The organism is Dongia sp. agr-C8 (assembly GCF_054658695.1).
In genome coordinates this window covers 1,439,799-1,460,602 of sequence record NZ_BAAGHZ010000001.1, presented here as the reverse complement: position 1 = coordinate 1,460,602, position 20,804 = coordinate 1,439,799, and the positions used below count along the sequence as shown (strand labels likewise).

21 protein-coding genes are annotated in these 20,804 nt (G+C 66.0%); 11 read left to right on the top strand and 10 right to left on the bottom strand.

The window, feature by feature from the left end:
• Window positions 1-57 precede the first annotated feature (57 nt).
• Window positions 58-786, bottom strand: coding sequence for a glutathione S-transferase N-terminal domain-containing protein (locus ACYQ4T_RS06725; RefSeq protein ID WP_459851725.1), 729 nt, complete (start codon window positions 784-786; stop codon window positions 58-60).
• Window positions 786-1,418 (bottom strand): glutathione S-transferase N-terminal domain-containing protein, encoded by a 633-nt coding sequence (locus ACYQ4T_RS06720; protein WP_459851723.1) that lies wholly within the window; start codon window positions 1,416-1,418, stop codon window positions 786-788. The genes ACYQ4T_RS06725 and ACYQ4T_RS06720 overlap by 1 nt, the downstream gene beginning before the upstream one ends.
• A gap of 174 nt (window positions 1,419-1,592) precedes the next feature.
• Between ACYQ4T_RS06720 and ACYQ4T_RS06715 the strand changes: the two genes are divergently transcribed.
• Window positions 1,593-2,000, top strand: coding sequence for a PaaI family thioesterase (locus ACYQ4T_RS06715; RefSeq protein ID WP_459851721.1), 408 nt, complete (start codon window positions 1,593-1,595; stop codon window positions 1,998-2,000).
• On the opposite strand, the gene ACYQ4T_RS06710 is transcribed toward ACYQ4T_RS06715, so the two are convergent.
• From ACYQ4T_RS06710 to ACYQ4T_RS06700, 3 genes are all read right to left on the bottom strand, one after another.
• Window positions 1,993-3,123: a hypothetical protein gene (locus tag ACYQ4T_RS06710; RefSeq protein WP_459851719.1), complete on the bottom strand. Its 1,131-nt coding sequence runs from the start codon at window positions 3,121-3,123 to the stop codon at window positions 1,993-1,995. The two genes, ACYQ4T_RS06715 and ACYQ4T_RS06710, sit on opposite strands and share 8 nt — an antisense overlap.
• An 88-nt stretch (window positions 3,124-3,211) precedes the next feature.
• Window positions 3,212-3,592 (bottom strand): Mpo1-like protein, encoded by a 381-nt coding sequence (locus tag ACYQ4T_RS06705; protein WP_459851716.1) that lies wholly within the window; start codon window positions 3,590-3,592, stop codon window positions 3,212-3,214.
• Window positions 3,593-3,709: 117 nt separating this feature from the next.
• Entirely contained in the window at window positions 3,710-4,912 is a 1,203-nt protein-coding gene (locus tag ACYQ4T_RS06700; RefSeq protein WP_459851714.1) for a patatin-like phospholipase family protein, read from the bottom strand.
• A gap of 253 nt (window positions 4,913-5,165) precedes the next feature.
• On the opposite strand from ACYQ4T_RS06700, the gene ACYQ4T_RS06695 reads away from it, so the two are divergent.
• The 3 genes from ACYQ4T_RS06695 (at window position 5,166) to ACYQ4T_RS06685 (ending at window position 7,882) form a co-directional block, all read left to right on the top strand.
• On the top strand, window positions 5,166-5,852 hold the full coding sequence (locus tag ACYQ4T_RS06695) for an orotate phosphoribosyltransferase (RefSeq protein ID WP_459851712.1): 687 nt from the start codon (window positions 5,166-5,168) through the stop codon (window positions 5,850-5,852).
• Window positions 5,849-7,108, top strand: a complete 1,260-nt coding sequence (locus ACYQ4T_RS06690; protein WP_459851709.1) for an aminotransferase class V-fold PLP-dependent enzyme — start codon at window positions 5,849-5,851, stop codon at window positions 7,106-7,108. Before ACYQ4T_RS06695 ends, ACYQ4T_RS06690 begins: the two co-directional genes overlap by 4 nt.
• Before the next feature lie 153 nt (window positions 7,109-7,261).
• On the top strand, window positions 7,262-7,882 hold the full coding sequence (locus ACYQ4T_RS06685) for a hypothetical protein (protein ID WP_459851707.1): 621 nt from the start codon (window positions 7,262-7,264) through the stop codon (window positions 7,880-7,882).
• A gap of 3 nt (window positions 7,883-7,885) precedes the next feature.
• On the opposite strand, the gene dapB is transcribed toward ACYQ4T_RS06685, so the two are convergent.
• Window positions 7,886-8,689 carry a 4-hydroxy-tetrahydrodipicolinate reductase gene (gene dapB / locus ACYQ4T_RS06680; protein ID WP_459851704.1) on the bottom strand — a complete coding sequence of 268 codons (804 nt, stop codon included), beginning with the start codon at window positions 8,687-8,689 and terminating at the stop codon, window positions 7,886-7,888.
• Between the two features lie 162 nt (window positions 8,690-8,851).
• On the opposite strand from dapB, the gene ACYQ4T_RS06675 reads away from it, so the two are divergent.
• The 4 genes from ACYQ4T_RS06675 to ACYQ4T_RS06660 are packed head-to-tail and all read left to right on the top strand — an operon-like array spanning window position 8,852 to window position 13,256.
• Window positions 8,852-10,252 carry an aspartate aminotransferase family protein gene (locus ACYQ4T_RS06675; RefSeq protein WP_459851702.1) on the top strand — a complete coding sequence of 467 codons (1,401 nt, stop codon included), beginning with the start codon at window positions 8,852-8,854 and terminating at the stop codon, window positions 10,250-10,252.
• A complete protein-coding gene (gene hemA / locus ACYQ4T_RS06670) occupies window positions 10,222-11,472 on the top strand; it encodes a 5-aminolevulinate synthase (protein ID WP_459851700.1) in 1,251 nt (416 codons plus the stop codon). Before ACYQ4T_RS06675 ends, hemA begins: the two co-directional genes overlap by 31 nt.
• 35 nt (window positions 11,473-11,507) lie before the next feature.
• Window positions 11,508-12,710 carry an MFS transporter gene (locus ACYQ4T_RS06665; RefSeq protein WP_459851698.1) on the top strand — a complete coding sequence of 401 codons (1,203 nt, stop codon included), beginning with the start codon at window positions 11,508-11,510 and terminating at the stop codon, window positions 12,708-12,710.
• A gap of 3 nt (window positions 12,711-12,713) precedes the next feature.
• The gene (locus ACYQ4T_RS06660; RefSeq protein ID WP_459851696.1) at window positions 12,714-13,256 is read left to right on the top strand and encodes a hypothetical protein; all 543 of its coding nucleotides are present in this window, start codon (window positions 12,714-12,716) and stop codon (window positions 13,254-13,256) included.
• 77 nt (window positions 13,257-13,333) lie between these two features.
• Here the strand turns inward: ACYQ4T_RS06660 and ACYQ4T_RS06655 are convergent, their stop codons facing one another.
• The 3 genes from ACYQ4T_RS06655 to pdxH are packed head-to-tail and all read right to left on the bottom strand — an operon-like array spanning window position 13,334 to window position 15,625.
• Window positions 13,334-14,077, bottom strand: coding sequence for an SDR family NAD(P)-dependent oxidoreductase (locus tag ACYQ4T_RS06655; protein ID WP_459851693.1), 744 nt, complete (start codon window positions 14,075-14,077; stop codon window positions 13,334-13,336).
• Window positions 14,078-14,087: 10 nt separating this feature from the next.
• A complete protein-coding gene (locus tag ACYQ4T_RS06650; protein ID WP_459851691.1) occupies window positions 14,088-14,990 on the bottom strand; it encodes a cation diffusion facilitator family transporter in 903 nt (300 codons plus the stop codon).
• The gene (gene pdxH, locus ACYQ4T_RS06645; protein ID WP_459851689.1) at window positions 14,990-15,625 is read right to left on the bottom strand and encodes a pyridoxamine 5'-phosphate oxidase; all 636 of its coding nucleotides are present in this window, start codon (window positions 15,623-15,625) and stop codon (window positions 14,990-14,992) included. Before pdxH ends, ACYQ4T_RS06650 begins: the two co-directional genes overlap by 1 nt.
• Before the next feature lie 179 nt (window positions 15,626-15,804).
• Between pdxH and ACYQ4T_RS06640 the strand changes: the two genes are divergently transcribed.
• The 3 genes from ACYQ4T_RS06640 to aroC all read left to right on the top strand — a co-directional run bounded on the left by ACYQ4T_RS06640 (window position 15,805) and on the right by aroC (window position 18,994).
• Window positions 15,805-16,761 carry a DnaJ C-terminal domain-containing protein gene (locus ACYQ4T_RS06640; protein WP_459851687.1) on the top strand — a complete coding sequence of 319 codons (957 nt, stop codon included), beginning with the start codon at window positions 15,805-15,807 and terminating at the stop codon, window positions 16,759-16,761.
• Window positions 16,762-17,052: 291 nt separating this feature from the next.
• On the top strand, window positions 17,053-17,898 hold the full coding sequence (fabI, locus tag ACYQ4T_RS06635; RefSeq protein ID WP_459851684.1) for an enoyl-ACP reductase FabI: 846 nt from the start codon (window positions 17,053-17,055) through the stop codon (window positions 17,896-17,898).
• Between the two features lie 10 nt (window positions 17,899-17,908).
• The gene (gene aroC / locus ACYQ4T_RS06630; RefSeq protein WP_459851682.1) at window positions 17,909-18,994 is read left to right on the top strand and encodes a chorismate synthase; all 1,086 of its coding nucleotides are present in this window, start codon (window positions 17,909-17,911) and stop codon (window positions 18,992-18,994) included.
• Window positions 18,995-18,999: 5 nt separating this feature from the next.
• On the opposite strand, the gene ACYQ4T_RS06625 is transcribed toward aroC, so the two are convergent.
• On the bottom strand, window positions 19,000-20,730 hold the full coding sequence (locus ACYQ4T_RS06625; protein WP_459851679.1) for a sensor histidine kinase: 1,731 nt from the start codon (window positions 20,728-20,730) through the stop codon (window positions 19,000-19,002).
• Window positions 20,731-20,804 lie beyond the last annotated feature (74 nt).

Here is a 20,804-nt window from a genome sequence, read left to right as displayed (position 1 = left end):
ATGTCCGACCCCCACCGGCGTTCCCGGGCGGGGGCTCCGAAAACGGCGCCGGGCCAGTCAGCGCCGCTCGTATTGCCGGGCGCCGAACAGCACATCCCGCTCCTCCGGCGAGAGCTGCTTCGGGGTGCGCGAAAGCTCTGCGAGAACGGCGACGCCGCGTTCGACCGCCGGCCGCGCGGCGATCGCGTTGAACCAGCGCTCCAGGCTGGGATAGTCGCTGAGCTGCACGCCCTGCTTCTCCCAGTAGCGCAGCCAGGGGAAGATCGCGATGTCGCTGATGCCGTAACCGCCGCCGGTCAGGTATTCGACCTCGGCAAGGCGCATGTCGAGAACGCCGTAGAGCCGCTTCGCCTCGTTGGTGAAGCGCTCGATCGCATAGGGCGCCGGTTCCGCCGCGTAATGCCGGAAATGCACCACCTGGCCCAGCATCGGCCCGATATTCGCCATCTGGAACGAGAGCCATTGCAGCGCCACCGACTGGTCGCGCGCGGATTTCGGCCAGAGCTTTCCGGTCTTCTCGGCGAGGTAGATCAGGATCGCGCCGGATTCCATCAGCGCAATCGGCTGGCCGCCGGGGCCCTCGGGATCGACGATTGCGGGCACCTTGTTGTTCGGGCTGATCTTCAGGAATTCGGGCTGGAACTGGTCGCCCTTGGCGATGTCCACCGGGATCGGCGTGTAAGGCAGGCCGAGCTCCTCGAGCGCGATATGGATCTTCTGCCCGTTCGGCGTCGGCCAGGTGTAGACCGCGATCCCGGCCCCGATGTTGCTCGAATCCGTCGCCATCACGCCGCCGCCTTCTCGAGTGCCTTCAACCCGCGCCGCACGGCGGGGCGCTCGGCGATCGCGCTCACCCAGCGCTGGACGTTCGGATAGTTCTCCATGTTGAAGCCGAAGCTGTGGCTGTTGCGCACCCAGGGCCAGGAGGCGATGTCGGCAATCGTGTATTCACCGCCGGCAAGATAGGCATGCTCGGAGAGCCGCCGGTCGATCACGCCCAGCAGCCGACCCACTTCGTTGGTGTAGCGGTCGATCGCGTAAGGGACGCGCTCGGGCGCCACGCTGCGGAAGTGGAAGGCCTGGCCGTACATCGGCCCGATATTGGCGATCTGGAACATCAGCCATTCCAGCGTGGCGTAGCGCGCACGCGGCTCCACGGGAAGGAACTTTCCACTCTTCTGCGCGAGATGCACAAGGATCGCCGCGGATTCGAAGACCGCCAGCGGCTTCCCATCGGGACCCTCGGTGTCGACGATCGCCGGGATCTTGCCGTTCGGATTGATCTTCAGAAATTCAGGCCGTGTCTGCTCCTTGGCGCCGAGATTGATTTTGTGCACCCGATACGGCAGGCCGGTTTCCTCCAGCATGATGTGGATCTTGTGGCCGTTCGGTGTGGTCCACGAATAAAGCTCGATCATGCCGCTATGCTGAAAGGGAACGGGACGGGAAAGGCAGTCTTCTCGATTTCCCCCGCCCTTGCAAGGGTTCAAGGCTCGCTTACCCCCCAAAGGAAAGCTGCCCCCTACGAAAGCTGATGACATGGGCCGCGCGGCTCGGGCATCGTGCGGCCGGCATTCTAGGAGACTCTTTGCATGACGGAGATCGGGAGAGCCCATAGTGGCTTTGCGGATTTGCTCGGCTACAAGCTGACAGCGCGCGGTGTCGGCACCGCGGAAATGACGCTGAAGGTCGGCCCGCAGCATTTGAACCGCGCCTCGATCCCGCATGGCGGCGTGCTGGCCACCCTGCTCGACAGCGCGGCGGGTTTCGCGGCCGCCTTCGTTGACGACCCGGACCAGCCGCGCGCGGTCGTGACGCTTTCGATCAACGTCATGTTCATCGGCCAGGCGCGGCTCGGCGACACGCTGATCGCCCGGGGGAAAAGGATCGGCGGCGGCAAATCCATCGGCTTCGCCGAGGCCGAAGTCACCAGCGACGGCAAGACCATCGCCCGCGCCGAAGGCACGTTCAAATATCTCGGAACCGGCCGCTCTACTTGATGTCGGATTCCTGGCGCCGGGCGATCAGCCTGCCCAGGCTGTCGGTCTTCGCCTTGGCGGCATTGCCGCCGACATAGGTGACGTAGGTCGAGATCACGTCGCCGCTGGTCACAGTCAGGATGTAAGAAAGGACCTCGGCGCCGCCGTTCTGGTAAGGCGAGTTTGAGCAAGTCGCCGATGCAACGATCATCGCGCCCCGGTCGCCTTGGACCGGATCCTGAACCGTCTGGTTGAAGTCGGATTCGCATTCTTCCTTGTAGGCGTTCATGTAGAAGTCCGCTACGCCGCGCAACGTGTCGTTGCCGAGATGCTCCTGCCAGAATTGTCCGGCGCCGATCGGCGTCGAGAACGCGTAGTAGGGATTGCCCAATTTGCTGGTTTTCGATTCCGCGCTGACCATCGACGGCTTGGCGCCGGTGACATCGACCAGGAACCGGCGAACGTCGTCGGTGGTAAGCGTCAGCTCCTTAAGCCGCACGCTGCCCTGATCGCCGCTGCTTGCTTCCTGCTGCTGGCTATCGTTCGGCTGCCCCTGGCTGTCACCGAAGGGCTGCGCGCCCTGGCCGCCGCCACCCTGTTGAGCTTCGCCTCCGCCGAACGGATTGGCCGAGGCCTGCTTGGAATACTGGTCGACGCAATTCAGCAGGCGGTTGAGCGCCGCGCGCGACTGGCTGAGGTCGAAGATGTAGTCCTCGTTCTGGGCACGGAAGGTGACCTGGCTGCCGTTCTGCAGCTCGTTGAAGACATCCTGGTCGTACTCCGCGGCAATGACCACGTACTTGTCGGAACTGGTCTCCGCCCGGCCCGTGTATTGCCGGTTGCGATCGATCCAGTAGCTGATCGCATAGGACTGGTTGGCGGGCAGATTCCAGGACTTGCTGTTCAGCCAGAGCTCGAGGCTCCAGTCCTTCTTGACGCTGACGCCGAGCTGGACGTTGTTGCGGTTGAACGCCCAGACCGTGCAATCCGTGAACTGCCCGGTGTCGTCATTGGTATAGGAGAACCCGGTCCATTGACCGATGTTGAACTCCTCGGTCTCCTTGGCTTCAGCCGGCTCAAATCCGGCCAGCGCAGCAGCACCGCAAACCAGTACGGCACCCAGCGCAGCCATCAACCCCCGCATGGCCACCTCCACCCACTGCCGATAGCGGGGATGCTATCAAGCCGGGGGCGGGATCGCCAAGGGCCGGTCGATCAGGCCTTCAGGACGGTCAAGCCTTCAGGACGGAAGCGGACTCCCGCGGCGCCGCGGCGCCCAGGCCGAGCCGGGCGTATTCCCGCGGCAGCCCGCCGGTGATCGCCAGCCACATCATGCGAAGATCGCAGATCGCGCCGTAGAGCGGATTGATCCGGATCAGCGGGCGGTTGTGTTCGATGAAGCGATGCGATCCCACCGCCATGCCCACGGCGATCATGATGCCGAGCGGGGCCAGCAGGAGCTCGCCCAGGATCGCGGCCGCTAGGGTGCTGGCGGCGCCGACCAGGGTCGCCGCGTAGTGCATGCCGCGGGTCGCCGGGCTGCGATGGGCATCGAGGTAGAGACGCCAGAAATCAGAATATGAAATCTGAAAGCCGCGCTTGTCGGTTGGCATTTTGCGTCCCCACGCTTGGTTGCCCACGCTCGTACTACACTGCCGATCTAACACAGATAGGTGACGGTCGCCTGACGGAAAGGGCCGGCGCGCCTGTCGCGCCGGAAAATATGATGCTCACTCGGTCTCGCCGGCCGCCGCGGCCATCTGCTTCGCCATTTGCGGCGTCATGGCGGGGGGCGGCGCATCGGCCGCCGTGTCGGGTGGCGGGGCGTCGGGCCGCTCCGGCGCAGACATGAGAAGCTTGTCCGCGAGACTCCGCAGTACCGCGCGATTGGCCTGCAGCATGTCCTCCGCCAGCAGCTTCAGCACGCGGATATTGGTGTTGCTGGCATCGTCCATGTCGTCGTTGCCGACATCGAGTCGCGCCTGGAAGCGATAATACTGGCGCAACCCGTCTTCTGTCTCAGGCAGCAATTGCTGCAATTGATGGTCAACGACGTCACAAATGCCGTCGCACATCAGCGCGAAGGCCGGCTGCGCCCAGCGGGCTGCGCCCCAATCCTTCACTTCATCATAAGGCAACCGCCTGGTGAGCTTCCCGGTTCCCAAGGAAACCATGATGACGCCGTCATTGCCCGGATAGCGGTGCAGGGCCTCCACGTAGGCACACATGCCCGGGTTGTAGGCATAGAGCGCCCCATCGACCAAGGCGTAATAGTCATTCGGTCCGTCGATCTGGACCTGCATGGGCTCGAAATAGGTCGGCGCCGCGGTCGCCGCGCGGATCACCTTCTTCATCGGGTAGTCGTAATAGGACTTCGCCTTGGCGTTGGCGGTCTTGAAGAAGAAGGGAATGCGCCGCTCGATCTCATAAGCCGGTACCACGACATCGGCCAACGCATCCTTCAGCCGGGCTTCACCAAAATAGTCCTGCAACACACCCTCGATGCCGGCGGAGGGATACTTGCCTTCCGCCAGCGCGCCGACCGACCGGATCTTGTGCCAGACCGAGCGGGAGAAGACGCGCTTGCCCTCGACCTCGTAGAGCCGGACGATGTCGCGGGCGGTATGGCGCGGCTTGCCCTCGGCGTTGGGACAGGCCAGCGCCAGGGCGACCAGCCCGCCGGTCGAGGTGCCGACGATCAGGTCGAAAAGATCGATGATCGGGCGGTTGGTGCGGCGTTCGAGGTCCGAGAGCACCATGGCCGGCAGGATGCCGCGGATACCGCCACCGTCGATCGCCAGGATGCGCAGCGGACGGCGCTGTGCCGGCTGCGGCCCGTTGTCATGCGGCGCCGGGCCGACGGCGTTGCCGGGTTGCGCCGGATTGCGGCCGAACAGGACGCGCTTGGCGATCGAGAACGGCTGCACCGCCATCGATCACTCCCCGTCCCGATCCTGCGTGCCCGCGCAAGGCAACATCCGGCATCCTGTGAGGATTGGTCCCCAGGTCCGGCCCGCGCATTCCCGAGTCGACGGGAAGGCCGGCCAGACCCGGCCCGAAATCTAGCAAATCCTAAGCCTGATTGGTTAATTTTCATTGATGCTGCGCCCGGCCGCGGCTTGCTGCAACCAGGGCCTCCGGCCATACTCCGGCCCCGTCACTCACCTGTTGCGGAGTCTTGAAGCCATGGCGCTGCCCGTCTCGGCCGGCCCATCGGGCCCGGTTGTCGCCCGAATCCTGCTCGAAATCGAAGCGGTGCATCTTCGCCCCGACCAGCCTTTCACCCTGACCTCCGGCCGGGCCAGCCCGGTCTATATCGACTGCCGGAAGATCATCTCCTTCCCACGAGCGCGCCGGAAAGTGATCGAGCTCGCCGCCGAGCTGGTCGAGCGCGAGATCGGCTTCGAGAGCCTGGACGCCGTGGCCGGCGGCGAGACCGCCGGCATCCCCTACGCCGCCTGGCTCTCCGATCGCCTCAGCCTGCCGATGCTGTACGTGCGCAAGAAACCCAAAGGCTTTGGTCGTAACGCGCAGATCGAAGGCAGCATGCCGGTCGGCGCGCGCTGCCTGGTCATGGAAGACCTCTGCACCGCCGGCGGCTCGCTCGCCACCTTCGTCGATGCGGTGAAGCAGGCCGAGGGCAAGGTCGAGCATGCGCTGGTCATCTTCCACTACGGCACCTTCCCGCAATCGACCGCGACCTTGGCCGAACGCGGCGTGAAGCTGCACGGCCTCGCCACCTGGCGCGACGTGCTCGACGTCGCGACCGAGACCGGGCGGCTCGACGCCAAGGCGCGGGCCAGCGTGGTCGCCTTCCTGGAGGACCCCGAAGCTTGGTCCCTGGCCCATGGCGGCAAGGCGGTCGCATCTTGAATCACACGGTGAAGCCTGCGGCCGTGCCCGCACTCGACATCGATTTCGTGCGCGCGCAATTCCCGCCGCTGAAAGACGGCTGGGTGTTCCTGGAGAATGCCGGCGGCTCCTATGTGCCGAAACAGGTGATCGACCGCACCGTCGAATACATGTCCGACAGCCAGGTGCAGCCGAACTGGGAATTCGACTCTTCGGTCCGCGCCACCGACCGGATCAAGCGCGGCCTGCAGGCGATGGCCGACTTCATCAATGCCGAGGTGAACGAGATCTTCCTCGGCCCCTCGACCACGATGAACGTCTTCATGATGGCGCAGGCTTTGGCGCCCTCCTTCAAGCCCGGCGACGAGATCATCGTCACCGAGCAGGACCACGAGGCCAATGTCGGCGCCTGGCGCCGCCTGGAATCACTCGGCCTGGTCATCAAGGAATGGCCGGTTGACCGCGAGACCGGCGCCCTGGTTCCCGACGGATTGTCGAAGCTCCTCTCCGACCGCACCCGGCTGGTCGCGATGACGCATTGCTCCAACGTCTGCTCGATCGTCCACGACCTGCCGACGATCGTGAAGCAGATCCACGCCGCGGGTGCGCTGGCCTTCATCGACGGCACGGCCTATGCGCCGCATTTCTCCATCGACGTGAAGGCGCTCGACGTCGATTTCTACGTCTTCAGCCTCTACAAGGTCTGCGGCCCGCACCAGAGCGTGCTCTACGGCAAGCGCGCGCTGCTGGAGAAGGCGGTGGCGCAGAACCACTTCTTCATCGGCGACGAGAGCATCACCTACAAGTTCCTGCCCGGCGGTCCCAACCACGAGCATGCCGCGGGCACGGTCGGCACCGCCGACTACTTCGACGCCCTCTATCGCGCGCATTTCAAGCAGCCGGAGAATGCCTTTCACACCCGCGTCGCCCGCGTCTACGACGTGATCGGCGCGCATGAAGCCGCGCTCGCCGCCCGGGTCGAGGATTTCCTCAAGAGCCGGAAGGACGTCCGCATCCTCGGCCGCGTGCCGACGCGCGATGGCCGCCTCGCCCCGGTGATCGGCTTCTGGATTCCCGGCCGCTCCTCGACCGAGATCGCGGCGAAGCTGCACCGGCACAAGATCGCGATCGGCAACGGCGACTTCTGGGCGCGGCGCTGCATCACGGCACTGGGGCTGAAACCGGAGGACGGCGTGGTTCGCGTCGGCATCGCGCATTACAACAGCGCCGAGGATATCGACCGCCTGATCAAGGGCTTGGATCAGGTCCTTGGCTGACGCCGCATTTGCCTAAAATACACTACGTGCGTCTGGATACACCATGATGGTGGTTTGATCTCGGTCACCCGCGGCAATATTGCCGCGGGGCGAAGACGCGACCGGAAACTCATGCCATGTTGAGCTTGCTCGACATCGAATGAGGAAAACATCATGCGCCGGCGCAAGCCAGCCGAACGGTTCCGTCCCGTCTTGAAGTCATCCGCAATCGCCGTTGCCGCCAGCATCGACGACCTGTCGGACGGAACGGATGTCCGCTTCCTGCTGGTGCGCCATCCGGAGAGCTGGTCCTTCAAGGGCACCGACGACCATCGGCTCGACGGCAAGGTCGAATCCGTCACCATCGAGCGGCGCCACCCGGACGGCATCCCGAGCGGTCGCTATCTGCGTGTGCCGGTGGACGCCGTGGTCGATCCCTGGGGCCGCGTCGCGATCGAGCTGGAATTCGACACGCCCGAAGGCGTGCAGCATGCCGAGCTCACCATCCAGACCCGCGACGACACCATGGCCGCCGCTCCGTCTTCCGGTCTCGCCGGCGATCCGGAAACCATCCACATCACCGGCGGCACGGTTCTGGCGCAGACCGCCGCCGCGGCCGTGTTCTTCGTCGAAGGCAGCCCCGGCGACGTGCTCGACCTTTCCGACGACCAGAGCGGCCGCTGGGCCGCCGGCGACAGCGACGGCACCCATACGCTCTACCTGCGCCTCGACCAGGCCGGGCAGCGCACCGCGACCCTCGCCGTGCGCAATGGCATCACCGTCAGCGTCGGCTAGGCGTCAGCCCTTCTTCTCCGAAGCCAGCGGGCCGAACAGCAGGTTGTCGAGCCCGCGCACCAGGCCCTTCATGGCGCCCACCCGTCGCGCCGCGAGCAGGGTGCCGCCGACATAGGGCTCGGCCGAAGTGCCGGCCTCGTGCCGGATCTGCAGCCGTTCGCCGTTGGCGCCGAAGATGGTCTCGACCGCCAGCACGTAGCTCGGCAGCCGGATCGAATGCACCCGCCCGCCGCCGACATCGGCGCCGCGCGCCTCCTTCGGCCCGATGATCTTGTCCACCGGCACGCCGGGCACGCTCGGGCGAATCCGGCCGAGCCGCTCGGCCAGCTCCTGCGCGGTGCCGGAGGGCACGTCGGGCTTGGTCGATTTCGCGTAATCGAGGATCTCGTAATCCGCCACCTGCTCGGCCGCCAGCAGCGAGAAGCGCGTCAGCAGCGCCGCGGTCAGCGAGAAGTTGCCGCTCGCCACCACGCCGAGGCCCTGCTTGTCGGCCTTCGCCGCGATGTCGCGGTAGTCCCCCGGGCTCATGCCGGAAGTGCCGATCACCACCGCGACCCCCATGTCGAGCGCGGTCAGCACATTCGCCTTCACCGAGGAAGGATGAGTGTAGTCGATGTAGACATCGGTGTTGTTGGCCGAGAGCGCGTCGGCGACCGAGGCAGCGACCTTCACCCCGCCGACCTCCTGCCCGGCCGCTTTGCGCGCCACCGCGCCGGAAAGCTCCAGGTCGGCCGCCGCGCGGACGCCGTTGATCAAAGCCGAGCCGGTCCAGCCGGTCGCCCCGCCGATGCAGATTCGCAACGCCATGATTTCCCCTTAAACTCAAGATTTTGCGACCAATTGTCTGGCCACAATCGCGCCTTTGACTTAGGTCATTCCGGATAGGATATTACCGGGACTCCATGAAGGCTAGGCAGTTCAGGCACCGAGATCGCCCCGCGCCAGCCGTGCGATAAGGATCCTGCCGTCATGACTTCGAGCCCGAAGCCGAACTCGTTTGCCGCCCGCGATTCCCAATACCATCTCCACGGCTACACCAACGCCGTGAAGAACGAGAAGGAAGGCGGCTTCGTCGTGGTCCGCGGCGACGGCCCCTTCGTCTACGACGAGAACGACAAGGAATACCTGGACGGCCTGTCCGGCCTCTGGTGCGCGGCCTTGGGCTTCGGCAAGGAGCAGCGGATCATCGACGCCGCGGTCCGGCAGATGGAGAACCTGCCCTATTACCACACCTTCACCCAGAAGGCGCCGGCGGTCACCGTCGAGCTTGCCGAGAAACTGGTAGGACTCGCCTCGCAGGCGGCCCCGATGTCGAAGGCCTATTTCTGCAACTCGGGCTCCGAGGCCAACGACACCGCGATCAAGATGATCTGGTATTTGAACAACGCGCTCGGCCGCCCGCGGAAGAAGAAGCTGATTGCCCGGGTGAAGGGCTATCACGGCGTCACCGTCGGCTCCGGCTCGCTGACCGGGCTGCCGCTGGTGCACAAGGATTTCGACCTGCCGATCGCCAACATCCTGCACACCGATTGCCCGCACTACTACCGCTTCGGCAAGCCCGGCGAGAGCGAGGAGGATTTCGCGACCCGCATGGCCGACAGCCTGGAAGCGCTGATCCAGCGCGAAGGCCCGGACACCATCGCCGCGATGTTCGCCGAGCCGGTGATGGGTGCCGGCGGCGTCCTGACCCCGCCGAAGACCTATTGGGAGAAGATCCAGAAGGTGCTGAAGAAGCACGACATCCTGCTGGTCGCCGACGAGGTGATCTGCGGCTTCATGCGTACCGGCAACCAATGGGGCAGCCAGACCTACGGCATGAAGCCCGACATCATGACCATGGCCAAGCAGCTCTCGGCGGCGCAGATGCCGATCGCCGCGGTGCTGATCAGCCAGCGGGTCTACGAGGGCCTGCGCGACAACTCCGGCAAGCACGGCTCCTTCGCGCATGGCATCACCTATTCCGGCCATCCGATCGCCGCGGCGGTGGCGCTCGAGACCCAGAAGATCTACGAGGAACGCAAGATCCTGGACCATGTCCGCGCGATCGCCCCGGCCTTCCTGGAGGAGCTCCGGAGCTTCGCCGACCATCCTTTGGTCGGAGAGGTGCGCGGCATCGGTTTGATCGGCGCGCTTGAGCTCGTGAAGGACAAGAAGACGCGGGAAGGCTTCGATCCGTCGCTCGCGGTCGGGCCGAACCTGATCCGGATCGCCCATGATCACGGCGTGATCCTGCGGCCGGTGGCGGATTCGATCTGCTTCTGCCCGCCGCTGATCTGCACCGAGGGCCAGATCCGCGAGATGTTCAAGCGCTTCCGCAAGGCCCTGGCGGAAACGCAGGAATGGTTGAAGAGCCAGGCAGTCGCGGCGTGATGCGCAATTTCGATTCCTTTTTCCGGGAACGCCTGGACGACCTGAAGACCGAAGGTCGCTACCGCAGCTTCGCCGACCTGGAGCGGATCGCCGGCCGCTTCCCGCGCGCCCTCTATCGCGCGACGCCGGACGCCGCCGCGCGCGAAGTCACCGTCTGGTGCAGCAACGACTATCTCGGCATCGGCCAGCACCCGGCGCTCGCCGAGGCGATGCATGCCTCGATTTCGAAATCCGGTGCGGGGGCCGGCGGCACCCGCAACATCTCCGGCACCAGCCACGAGATCGTGCAGCTCGAGCGCGAGCTCGCCGCCTTCCACGGCAAGGAAGCCGGCCTGGTCTTCACCTCCGGCTATATCTCCAACGAGGCGGCGCTCGGCACGCTCGCCAAGCACATGCCGGAGGCGATCGTCTTCTCCGACACGCTGAACCACGCCTCGATGATCGCCGGCATCCGCAACAGCCGCTGCGAATACCAGGTGTTCCGCCACAACGACGCGGTGCATCTCCGCCAGCTGCTCGCCGCCTGCGATCCCAACCGGCCGAAGATCGTCGCTTTCGAATCCGTCTATTCCATGGACGGCGACATCGCGCCCTTGAAGGACCTGCTCGACGTCTGCGAGGAATTCAACGCCCTCGCCTATCTCGACGAGGTGCATGCGGTCGGCCTCTACGGCGCGACCGGCGCCGGCATCGCCGAGCGCGAGGGCCTCGCACACCGCTTCCACGTGATCGAAGGCACGCTCGGCAAGGCTTTCGGCCTGATCGGCGGCTATATCACCGGCTCGGCGCCGCTGGTGGATTTCGTGCGCAGCTTTGCGCCGGGCTTCATCTTCACCACCGCCTTGCCGCCCGCCGTCGCGGCCGGCGCCCGCGCCAGCCTCAAGGTGATCCGCGGCGCCAGCGATCTCCGCGCGCGGCACCAAGCGATCGCCGCCGACCTGAAGAAACGGCTCGCGGCCGCCGGACTCCCCGTCATGGCAAGCGAGAGCCACATCGTCCCGGTCCGCGTCGGCGACCCCAAGGCCTGCAAGCGCGTCGCCGCGATCCTCTTGGAGCAGCACGGCATCTATGTGCAGCCGATCAACTACCCGACCGTGCCGAAGGGCACCGAGCGGCTGCGCCTGACCCCGACGCCGCTGCACGGCGAGGCGGAGGTCGCGCAGCTGATCGCGGCGCTCTCCAGCGTCTGGCGGGAACTCAGCCTGCCGGTCGCCGCTTAACCCGGATACCGATCCAGTCTCGCAAGCAGGCTTCGATGACTGCCACATTTCAGCCGACGAAGCCGGGATCCGCCCTGCGCCCGCGCCTCGCCGTGACCGCGCTGTTCCTCGCCAACGGCAGCGGCATCGGCCTCTGGGCGGCGACCATCGCGCCGATCAAGCTGATCTATGGCCTCTCCGACTTCCAGCTCAGCATGGTGCTCTTGGCCTTCGCGATCGGCGCCATACTCACCATGACCATGACCGGGCATATCGCGGCCCGCTTCGGCTCGGCCCGCGTCGCGCTGCTGACCGGTCTCGCTTTCGTGGTCGTGGTGCCGATCCCCGCCTTCATGCCGAATCTGGTGACTCTCAGCCTCGCGATCCTGCTGTTCGGCGCCTGCAACGGCGCCATGGACGTCGCCATGAACGGCCATGGCGCGGTCGTGGAGAAACTCCATGGCCGGCCGATCATGTCTTCCTTCCACGCCGCCTTCAGTCTCGGCTGCCTGGTCGGCGCCGGTGCCGGCAGCGCCATCCTCGCCGCCGGCTTCGGCCCCATGGCGACGATGAGCTGCGCCGGGCTTTGGGGCGCCTTGCTGGTGATCGGCTTTGCCGGCAGCTTGCAGGTGCCGGACACCGGACCGCGCGAGGCCCCGGTCGGCTTCGCGCTCCCCAGCCGCGCAGCACTTCTGGTCGGCAGCCTTGCCTTCCTCACCATGTTCGCCGAGGGTGCGATCGCCGACTGGGCCGGTGTCTATCTGGTGACGGAGACCGGAACGACCACGGCCGTCGCCGCCTGGGGTTACGGCAGCTTCGCCGTCACCATGATGATCGGCCGCTTCGTCGGCGACCGGATCGTGCATGCTCTCGGCGCCGCCAAGGTGGTCGCCTTCGGCGCGGCGATTGCGGTGGTCGGCCTCGCCATCCCCCTCGCCTTGCCGGCGGTCGAGACCGCGATCCTCGGCTACGCCCTGGCCGGAATCGGCATCGCCAACATCATCCCGGTCATGTTCAGCGCCGGCGGCCGCGCGGTGCCCGATCATCCCGCGATCGGCGTCGCGATGGCGGCGACCTGCGGCTATGCCGGATTCCTGCTGAGCCCGCCGCTGATCGGCGTCTTTGCCGAGACCTTCAGCCTGCGCCTGGCGCTGCTCGCCCTCGCCGCGGCCATGCTGATCGTGGCTCTGGCGGCGCCGCGGGTGTTGGGCCGCACCGGAGCGTCATTGGACACCGCGCGCGGCGGCACGGTACAATAGGCCATGTACAAGGATAACAGCCTGGTCCCGTCCGAAGCGGTGCGTCTCGCGGCCCTGGGCCTGCTGGCCAGGGGACCGCGCGCCTATGCCGATCTCGCCCGCGAGATCCGGCATTTCGCCCAGCGCATCGTCGGCCCGTCCTTGGAATTGCTCGGGCCGTCGCTGGAGCTGTTCAAGGTCGAAGGCCTGATAGAGGCGCAGAACCCGAAAGCACCGCATGACCAGCAGGTCATGCTGCTGACCGAATCCGGCCGCGCCGAATTGCGCCGTCTGATGACCGCGAACCTCCGCGGCCCCATGGGCGAGGTCAACAAGTTGATCATCGCCCTGAAGCTGCACTTCTTCGAGACGCTTTCACCGGAAGAGCAGCGCCTCCAGGCCGAAGCCCTGGAAGAAGCCTGTGAGCGCGAATTGACTCGCCTCCTGGATTTGCGCGCCCACCATGCCGAAGGCGGTGGGTTGCTGGTCGACTGGCTGGATCACGAGATCGCGGAAATCGAAGGCCGCAGGGACTGGTTCAAGCGGCTGGCGGCGCAGGCAAGCTAGGCTCTCCTCGCAGTCGCCCTTACACTCGCTCGTTATCCCAAGTCTTGGCCTTGGCATGACCGCCAGTTGGGTGTTCGCTAGAACAGATGCTGGCCGCCGGTGAGAAAGATCTCGGTCCCGGTGACGTAGGAGAAATCCGAGCCGCAGAGCTGGTAGACCACGCCCGCCACCTCGTCCACCGTGCCCATGCGGCCCATCGGAATCCGTGGGATGAGCGCCTCGTATTCGGGACCGACCATCGCGGTCTCGATCTCGCCGGGCGCCACGGCATTGACCCGCACGCCGAGGTTCGCGAACTCCACGGCGAGCTCGCGGGTCAGCGCCGACAGTGCCGCCTTCGAGGTTGAATAGGCGGAACCGGCGAAGGGGTGGATCGCATGGCCGGCGATCGAGGTGATGTTGACGATCGTCCCCTTGCCCTTGTGCAGCGGCTTGGCGAAGCCGCGGGCCAGGATCAGCGGTGCGAAGAAGTTCAATTCGAACACCTCGCGCCAGGCATCGACGTCGCCGTTCAGACAGCCGAGCCGCTCCTTGAACGCGGTCTTCGGGCTGATCGCGGCGTTGTTCACCAGGGCGTGGACCGGCTGGTCGCCCAGGACTTTCAGCGCCTCCTCGATGAAATGCTCGGTGTCGGCGGTGTTCGCGAGATCGGCGGTGATGTGATGGGTCCAGTTGGGATCGGCCTTGCACTCTTCCGGGATCGCCTCGCGCGAGCAGGTGATGATGCTCCAGCCCTCGGCGCTGAAGCGCTGCACGGTGGCATGGCCGATGCCGCGGCTGGCGCCGGTCAGGACCACGGTCTTGCGGGATGAACTGCTCATAGGTCCCCTGCTATCCGAACCGCCGAATGACGCGGTCCGCGCCCAGCGGGTCCTGGTGGACGATGATTTCAGCGCCGGGGAATGCCTCGAGCAGGCTGGCCTCGACGGCATCGGAAATCCGATGCGCGTCCTTCAGGGTGATATCTGGCTTCAGGTCCAGGTGAAACTGGATGAAGCGATCCTGCCCGGCGACCCGGGTGCGCAGCTCATGCAGGTCGATCACCTCGGGATTGGACCGGATGATCAGCTTGATGCGGTCCCGGTCCTGGTCGTCCATCTCGCGGTCCATCAGCATGTCGAGGGCGGCGCGCCCGATCGAGAGCGCGGAGAAAGCGATGAACAGCGCGACCAGCAGGCCGAACAGCGGATCGATCCACCACCAGCCGAACAGGCTGGTCAGCAGCAGCGACACGATGACCGCGAGGTTGGCGAGGAAATCGGTGAAGTAATGGGCCGAATCCGCATGGACCGCCATGGATTCGGTCTGCCGGATCACGTGCCGCTGGAACAGGATCAGCACCAACGTGAGGCCGATCGAGACCACCATCACCACGATGCCGACGCCTTCCTGCTCGACCGCCTCGCGATAGAAGAAGTGCTTTCCGACCTCGAACAGCAGCAGCAGCGAGGACCCCAGGATGAAGGCGACCTGCACCAGGCCGGCCAGCGGCTCCGCCTTGCCGTGGCCGAAACGGTGCTCGGCGTCGGCCGGCGTCACCGCCGTGCGGATGGCGAAGAGATTGACCAGGGACGCGCCGAGATCCAGCGCGGAATCGAACAGCGAGGAGAGCATGCTGACCGAATTGGTCGCGATGAAGGCATAGAGCTTGATCGCGATCAGCAAGGTCGCGACGCTGACCGAGGCCACCCCGGCGGCGCGCATCAGGGATGCGGATTTTTCGGAAACAGCCATTACGGAAACAGCTTCTCGGTGGTCCAGCCGCCCGCCGACCCCGGCCCGGCGGCATTGCGATGATAGACCGTTCGGTCGTGCAGTCGGAACGGCCGGTCCTCCCAGAACTCGATCAGCCGCGGCTTGATCCGGAAGCCCGACCAGTAGGGCGGGCGCGGCACCTGGCCGATCGCATATTTGGCGGTGAACTGCGCGACCCGGGCTTCAAGCTCGAAGCGTCCCTTCAAGGGCCGTGACTGCTGCGAGGCCCAGGCGCCGATCTGGCTCGCCTTCGGCCGGCTCTGGAAATACGCGTCCGCCTCGGCGTCGGTCACGCTCTCGACCTCGCCTTCGACCCGGACCTGGCGCCGGAGCGACTTCCAATGGAACAGCAGGGCGGCTTTCATCGCGCCCAGGATCTGCCTGCCCTTGCGGCTCTCATAATTGGTGTAGAAGACGAAGCCCTGCTCGTCGTAGCCCTTCAGAAGCACCATCCGTACCGAGGGCATGCCGTCGGCGCCGACGGTCGCCAGGGCCATGCCGTTGGGGTCGTTGGGCTCGGACTTCTCGGCCTCGGCAAACCAGGCTTCGAACTGGCGGAACGGCTCGTCCCAGGAATGGATGCTGGCGGTGGACTCGGTCTCGGTGCTGGTCATGGCTCACTCGGTACTGCCCTGGGGTCGTTCTCTGGGGCGGATATTGCCTTCGACTTCGTGGCAACAATAGCGGCGATTAGGCCGCACACAACATCCAGAACCTCGGAGGCCCGGCCACCCTCCCCCTTGTAGGGATATGGGGTAGACCTTACCTTTGGGCGCGGAGGAGACTGAAGTTTATGGCTGACCCGTACAAGATTCTCGGCGTTTCCCAGGGCGCATCGGCGGACGAGATCAAGAAGGCTTATCGCAAGCTGGCGAAGAAGCTGCACCCCGACGTCAACCCCGGCAACAAGAAGGTCGAGACCCAGTTCAAGGAGGCCACCGCCGCCTACGACCTGCTGAGCGACGCCGAGAAACGGCGCAAGTTCGACGCCGGCGAGATCGACGAGAACGGCAACCCGCGCGGCTGGGGCGGCGCGGGCGGGCGCGGCTGGGGCGGTGCTACCGGCGCGGGTGCGGGCGCCCGGCGCGGACCGCGCGCGGCCGATGTCGGAGTCGACGATTCCTTCGCCGAGGACCTGTTCCGGGACTTCTTCAATTTCGGCCAGCGCGCCAGTGGTGGTGGGGGCCAGCGTGCCGGCATGAAGATGCGCGGCGCCGATGTCACCTACAAGGCCGAGGTCGCCTTCCTGGAAGCCGCGCGCGGCGCCAAGAAGCGGCTGACCTTGAGCGACGGCAAGACCCTCGACATCACCATCCCGCCCGGGACGGTGGACGGCCAGAGCCTGCGGCTGAAGAGCCAGGGCCTCCCCGGCCAGGGCGGCGCGCCGAACGGCGACGCCTATGTCGAGATCGCCGTGAAGCCGCATGCCTTTTTCGAGCGCGAGGGCAGCGACATTCTTCTCGAATGCCCGATCTCCCTCGGCGAGGCGGTGCTGGGCGGCCAGATCACCGTCCCGACCATCGACGGCAACGTGTCGCTGAAGGTGCCGAAGGGCAGCAACACCGGGACCCAACTCCGCCTGAAGGGCAAGGGGGTCGTCGACGCCAAGGGCCATCGCGGCGACCAATACGTGCGCTTCGTCGTCGTCCTGCCCCGCCAGATGGACTCGGAGCTCGAGCAGGCGGTCGAACGCTGGGCCAAATCCGCCGCCGCCGACCAGGACGTGCGGGACAAGTTCTCGAAAAGCTAAGGCTCGCTTCGCACGCGCTGCCGTCCCGCCAATCCCCGGACTTGATCCGGGGCTTCGCCTCGGGCATCCACGAGTTTCGAGCAGCCGGTACCGAGCCCAAGTATAGAAACTCGTCGCCCCCACGGCCAAGCCTTGGGTGACGCGCAGCGATGAAGCTGCGGGCCATAACCCATTGAAAAACAGCCACTCTCGGCCATCCGAAACACCCCCCGCTCAATTGACCGGAACCGTTAATGGTGTAGGATGCGGCGATAAACTCGCTGATTCCTCTCTCGCATCAAGGTTCCAGAAATGACGGAAAACCGTGGGCTGATGACCGGCAAGCGCGGCCTGATCATGGGCGTCGCCAACGACCGGTCGATTGCCTGGGGCATTGCCAAGGCCGCCGCCGACCAGGGCGCGGAGCTCGCCTTCACCTTCCAGGGCGAAGCGCTGGAAAAGCGCGTGCGCCCGCTCGCGCAATCGGTCGGCGCGAAGATCCTACTGCCCTGCGACGTCACCGACGACGCCAGCATCGACAAGACCTTCGAGGCGATCAAGTCGAGCTGGGGCAGCCTCGATTTCGTGGTCCATGCCATCGCCTTCTCCGACAAGGACGAATTGAAGGGGCTCTACGTCGATACGTCGCGCAGGAATTTCGCGCTGACCATGGACATCTCCTGCTTTTCCTTCACCGCGGTCTGCCAGCGGGCGCGAGCGCTGATGTCGAAGGGCGGCAGTCTCCTTACCCTCTCCTACTTCGGCGCCGAGAAGGTGATGCCGCATTACAACGTGATGGGCGTCGCCAAGGCGGCGCTGGAAGCCTCGGTGCGCTATCTCGCGGCCGATCTCGGCCCGGATAACATCCGTGTCAATGCGATCTCGGCCGGCCCGATCAAGACCCTGGCGGCTTCCGGCATCGGCGACTTCCGGCACATCCTGCGCTGGAACGAGCTCAATGCGCCGCTGAAGCGCAATGTCACCATCGATGACGTGGGTGGAGCCGGGCTCTATCTGCTCAGCGATCTCGCGCGGGGCGTCACCGGCGAGATGCACCATGTCGATGGCGGCTACAACACGGTCGGCATGATGCGCACGGATTCCGCCGGCGAGCTCGCGGAGATGCTGAAGAACTTCAGCGGCCGCAACGGCGACTGAAGCAGCTTCCATGTCGCACAACAGCTTCGGTCATCTGTTTCGCTTCACGACCTGGGGCGAGAGCCATGGGCCGGCGATCGGCTGCGTGGTCGACGGGACGCCGCCCGGCATCACCTTGAAGGCCGAGCGGATCCAGCACTGGCTCGACCGCCGCAAGCCCGGCCAGTCGCGCTTCGTGACCCAGCGTCGCGAGCCCGACGCCGTCCAGATCCTCTCCGGCGTGTTCGAGGACCGGAGCACCGGCACGCCGATCTCGCTGCTGATCCAGAACGAGGACCAGCGCAGCAAGGACTATTCGAAGATCAAGGACCAGTTCCGTCCCGGCCATGCCGACTACACCTACTGGGCCAAATACGGGGTGCGGGACTATCGCGGCGGCGGCCGCTCCTCGGCCCGCGAGACCGCGAGCCGGGTCGCCGCCGGCGCCGTCGCCCGCGAAGTCCTGAACCACATCTTGCCGAAGCCGGTGGAGATCCAGGGCGCGCTGGTGCAGATCGGCCCGCATAAGATCGACCGCGACCGCTGGGATTGGGCCGAGACCGAGCGCAACCCGTTCTGGTCACCGGATGCCGCCATCGTCGCGACCTGGGAAGACCATCTCGACGCCACCCGCAAGGCCGGCTCTTCCACCGGCGCCGTCATCGAGGTGGTCGCCCGCAACGTGCCGGTCGGCCTCGGCGCCCCACTCTACGGCAAGCTCGACGCCGATCTCGCCGCGGCGATGATGAGCATCAACGCGGTCAAGGGCGTCGAGATCGGCGCCGGCTTCGCGGCAGCCGAACTCACCGGCGAAGAGAACGCCGACGAGATGCGCATGGAGAACGGCAAAGTCGCGTTCCTCTCCAACAAGGCGGGCGGCATCCTGGGCGGCCTCTCGACCGGGCAGGACATCGTCCTGCGTTTCGCGGTGAAGCCGACCAGCTCGATCAATACCCCGCGCAAGAGCGTCACTGTCGCCGGCGACGAGGTCGAAACCTCCACCACCGGCCGCCACGACCCCTGCGTCGGCATCCGCGCCGTGCCGGTCGGCGAAGCGATGATGGCGGTGGTGCTGGCGGATCACCTGCTCCGACACCGCGGGCAGGTCGGGCTCTAGACTAGCTACTCGCCCGCGGCGCGGGCCGGCAGGTCCAGCGCCCGCAGCACGCAATCCTCCGGGAAGTTGAGGGTAACGGCCGTGCCCTTGCCGAGCGTGCTGGCGATCTCGAGCGCGCCGCCGTGCAGGCGCATCAGCGAACGCGAAATGTAGAGGCCGAGGCCGGTCCCGGAATGGCGGCGGCTGTAGGCGTTCTCGACCTGGCGGAACGGCTTGCCCATTTCTTCGATCATGTTGGCCGGGATGCCGGGGCCGGTGTCGGTGACGGTCAGCCGCAGGCCGGCGACCTGCCAGTCGCAGGAGATGGTGATCTGGCCCTCCGGCGGCGTGAACTTGCAGGCATTGCCGACCACGTTGAGCAGAATCTGGCCGAAGGCCCGCCGATCGACCAGCAGGTCGGGGCAGTCGGCGCCGATCTGCACCATGATCCGGGCGCAATCCGGATAGGCGCGGCGCGCTACGCGAAGCTGCTCCTCGACCGCCCTGGCCACGGCGCAGTGCTCGCGGTTGATCCGCACCTTGCCGGCCTCGACCCGTGCCACGTCCAGGATATCGTTGATCAGCAGCAGCAGGTACGAGCCGCTCTCATGGATGTCGCTGGCATACTCGGCATAGCGCTGCTGTGCGTCGGGGCCGAACGACTGGCTCGAGATGATCTCGCTGAAGCCGAGGATCGCGTTGAGCGGCGTCCGCAATTCATGACTCATGTTGGCGAGGAACTGCGACTTCGCCTGACTCGCCGCCTCGGCATGGTCGCGCGCCGCGATCAGGTCGGCATTGAGCTGGCTGCGATGGATCGCGATCGCGGTATACGAGGCCAACCGGTTGATCACCTCGAAATCGCTCTGCAGCGGCTTATAGGGCCGCGTGTGGTAGGTGGCGAAGGTGCCCAGCACCCGCCCGTTCTTGGCGATCAGCGGCACCGACCAGCAGGCGCGCAGGCCGTGCTTCAGCGCGATCTGCTTGTAGTCTTCCCAGAGCGGATCGGTCTCGATGTCCTCGACCACCACCCGTTCGCCGCGATAGGCGGCGGTGCCGCAGGATCCCGCCTTCGGCCCGATGATGGCGCCGTCGATCGCGGCGCTGTATTCCGGCGGCAGCTTCGGTCCCGCGACGGTGCGCATGGTGTTCTCCGGAGTCACCAGCAGCACCGAGCAGATCGCCTCCGGCATCGCCGCCTCGGCCAGGCTGCAGACCTGCGCCACCGTGTCGCTCAGCGGCTGGTCCTCGGCGATGCCGGTCAGGATGCGGCGCTCCTCGGCGCGAAACAGCTCGTCGCGCTTGCGGTCGGTGATGTCGCGGAGCGCGGTCACGCGCGCCGTGCCGCCGCGATAGTCGACCATGCGGGTGATCACCTCGACAGTGCGGCGCTCGCCGGACTTGATGATGACGTCGTACTCCTCGTTCTCGAACTGGCCGGACTGGATGCGCATCGCCAGGCGCTCGCGGTCGTAGGGCGCCACGAAGCCGGAGACCGAATGGCCGATGAGATCCTGGGGCTCGCAGCCCATGAAGCGGCAGAGCGCGACGTTGACGTCGAGAATGACGTTGTCGCGATAGACGAAGACGCCGCTGAAGGTCGCGTCGGCCAGCTGGCGGAAGCGCGCGAGTTCGCGCTCCTCATCGGCCGCGGCCCGCAGCCGGGCATTGCGGGCGATGAGGATGATCACAATCCCGCACAGCAGCGCGACCGTGCCCAGGCCGAGCACGGCGAGCGCCGGTCCGATTTGCTCCATCACCCTGTTCAGCGCGCCCGACATCCTTTGGGGAAGCCCTCTCTCACCCCGGTTTCAGGATTGCAGTCGATCAC

What these genes read in the sequence shown, in the direction of transcription:
- ACYQ4T_RS06725 (WP_459851725.1), bottom strand. Translation starts at nt 786, where the DNA reads ATGGCGACGGATTCGAGCAACATCGGGGCCGGGATCGCGGTCTACACC.
- ACYQ4T_RS06720 (WP_459851723.1), bottom strand. Translation starts at nt 1,418, where the DNA reads ATGATCGAGCTTTATTCGTGGACCACACCGAACGGCCACAAGATCCAC.
- ACYQ4T_RS06715 (WP_459851721.1), top strand. Translation starts at nt 1,593, where the DNA reads ATGACGGAGATCGGGAGAGCCCATAGTGGCTTTGCGGATTTGCTCGGC.
- ACYQ4T_RS06710 (WP_459851719.1), bottom strand. Translation starts at nt 3,123, where the DNA reads ATGCGGGGGTTGATGGCTGCGCTGGGTGCCGTACTGGTTTGCGGTGCT.
- ACYQ4T_RS06705 (WP_459851716.1), bottom strand. Translation starts at nt 3,592, where the DNA reads ATGCCAACCGACAAGCGCGGCTTTCAGATTTCATATTCTGATTTCTGG.
- ACYQ4T_RS06700 (WP_459851714.1), bottom strand. Translation starts at nt 4,912, where the DNA reads ATGGCGGTGCAGCCGTTCTCGATCGCCAAGCGCGTCCTGTTCGGCCGC.
- ACYQ4T_RS06695 (WP_459851712.1), top strand. Translation starts at nt 5,166, where the DNA reads ATGGCGCTGCCCGTCTCGGCCGGCCCATCGGGCCCGGTTGTCGCCCGA.
- ACYQ4T_RS06685 (WP_459851707.1), top strand. Translation starts at nt 7,262, where the DNA reads ATGCGCCGGCGCAAGCCAGCCGAACGGTTCCGTCCCGTCTTGAAGTCA.
- dapB (WP_459851704.1), bottom strand. Translation starts at nt 8,689, where the DNA reads ATGGCGTTGCGAATCTGCATCGGCGGGGCGACCGGCTGGACCGGCTCG.
- ACYQ4T_RS06675 (WP_459851702.1), top strand. Translation starts at nt 8,852, where the DNA reads ATGACTTCGAGCCCGAAGCCGAACTCGTTTGCCGCCCGCGATTCCCAA.
- hemA (WP_459851700.1), top strand. Translation starts at nt 10,222, where the DNA reads ATGGTTGAAGAGCCAGGCAGTCGCGGCGTGATGCGCAATTTCGATTCC.
- ACYQ4T_RS06665 (WP_459851698.1), top strand. Translation starts at nt 11,508, where the DNA reads ATGACTGCCACATTTCAGCCGACGAAGCCGGGATCCGCCCTGCGCCCG.
- ACYQ4T_RS06660 (WP_459851696.1), top strand. Translation starts at nt 12,714, where the DNA reads ATGTACAAGGATAACAGCCTGGTCCCGTCCGAAGCGGTGCGTCTCGCG.
- ACYQ4T_RS06655 (WP_459851693.1), bottom strand. Translation starts at nt 14,077, where the DNA reads ATGAGCAGTTCATCCCGCAAGACCGTGGTCCTGACCGGCGCCAGCCGC.
- ACYQ4T_RS06650 (WP_459851691.1), bottom strand. Translation starts at nt 14,990, where the DNA reads ATGGCTGTTTCCGAAAAATCCGCATCCCTGATGCGCGCCGCCGGGGTG.
- pdxH (WP_459851689.1), bottom strand. Translation starts at nt 15,625, where the DNA reads ATGACCAGCACCGAGACCGAGTCCACCGCCAGCATCCATTCCTGGGAC.
- ACYQ4T_RS06640 (WP_459851687.1), top strand. Translation starts at nt 15,805, where the DNA reads ATGGCTGACCCGTACAAGATTCTCGGCGTTTCCCAGGGCGCATCGGCG.
- fabI (WP_459851684.1), top strand. Translation starts at nt 17,053, where the DNA reads ATGACGGAAAACCGTGGGCTGATGACCGGCAAGCGCGGCCTGATCATG.
- aroC (WP_459851682.1), top strand. Translation starts at nt 17,909, where the DNA reads ATGTCGCACAACAGCTTCGGTCATCTGTTTCGCTTCACGACCTGGGGC.
- ACYQ4T_RS06625 (WP_459851679.1), bottom strand. Translation starts at nt 20,730, where the DNA reads ATGGAGCAAATCGGACCGGCGCTCGCCGTGCTCGGCCTGGGCACGGTC.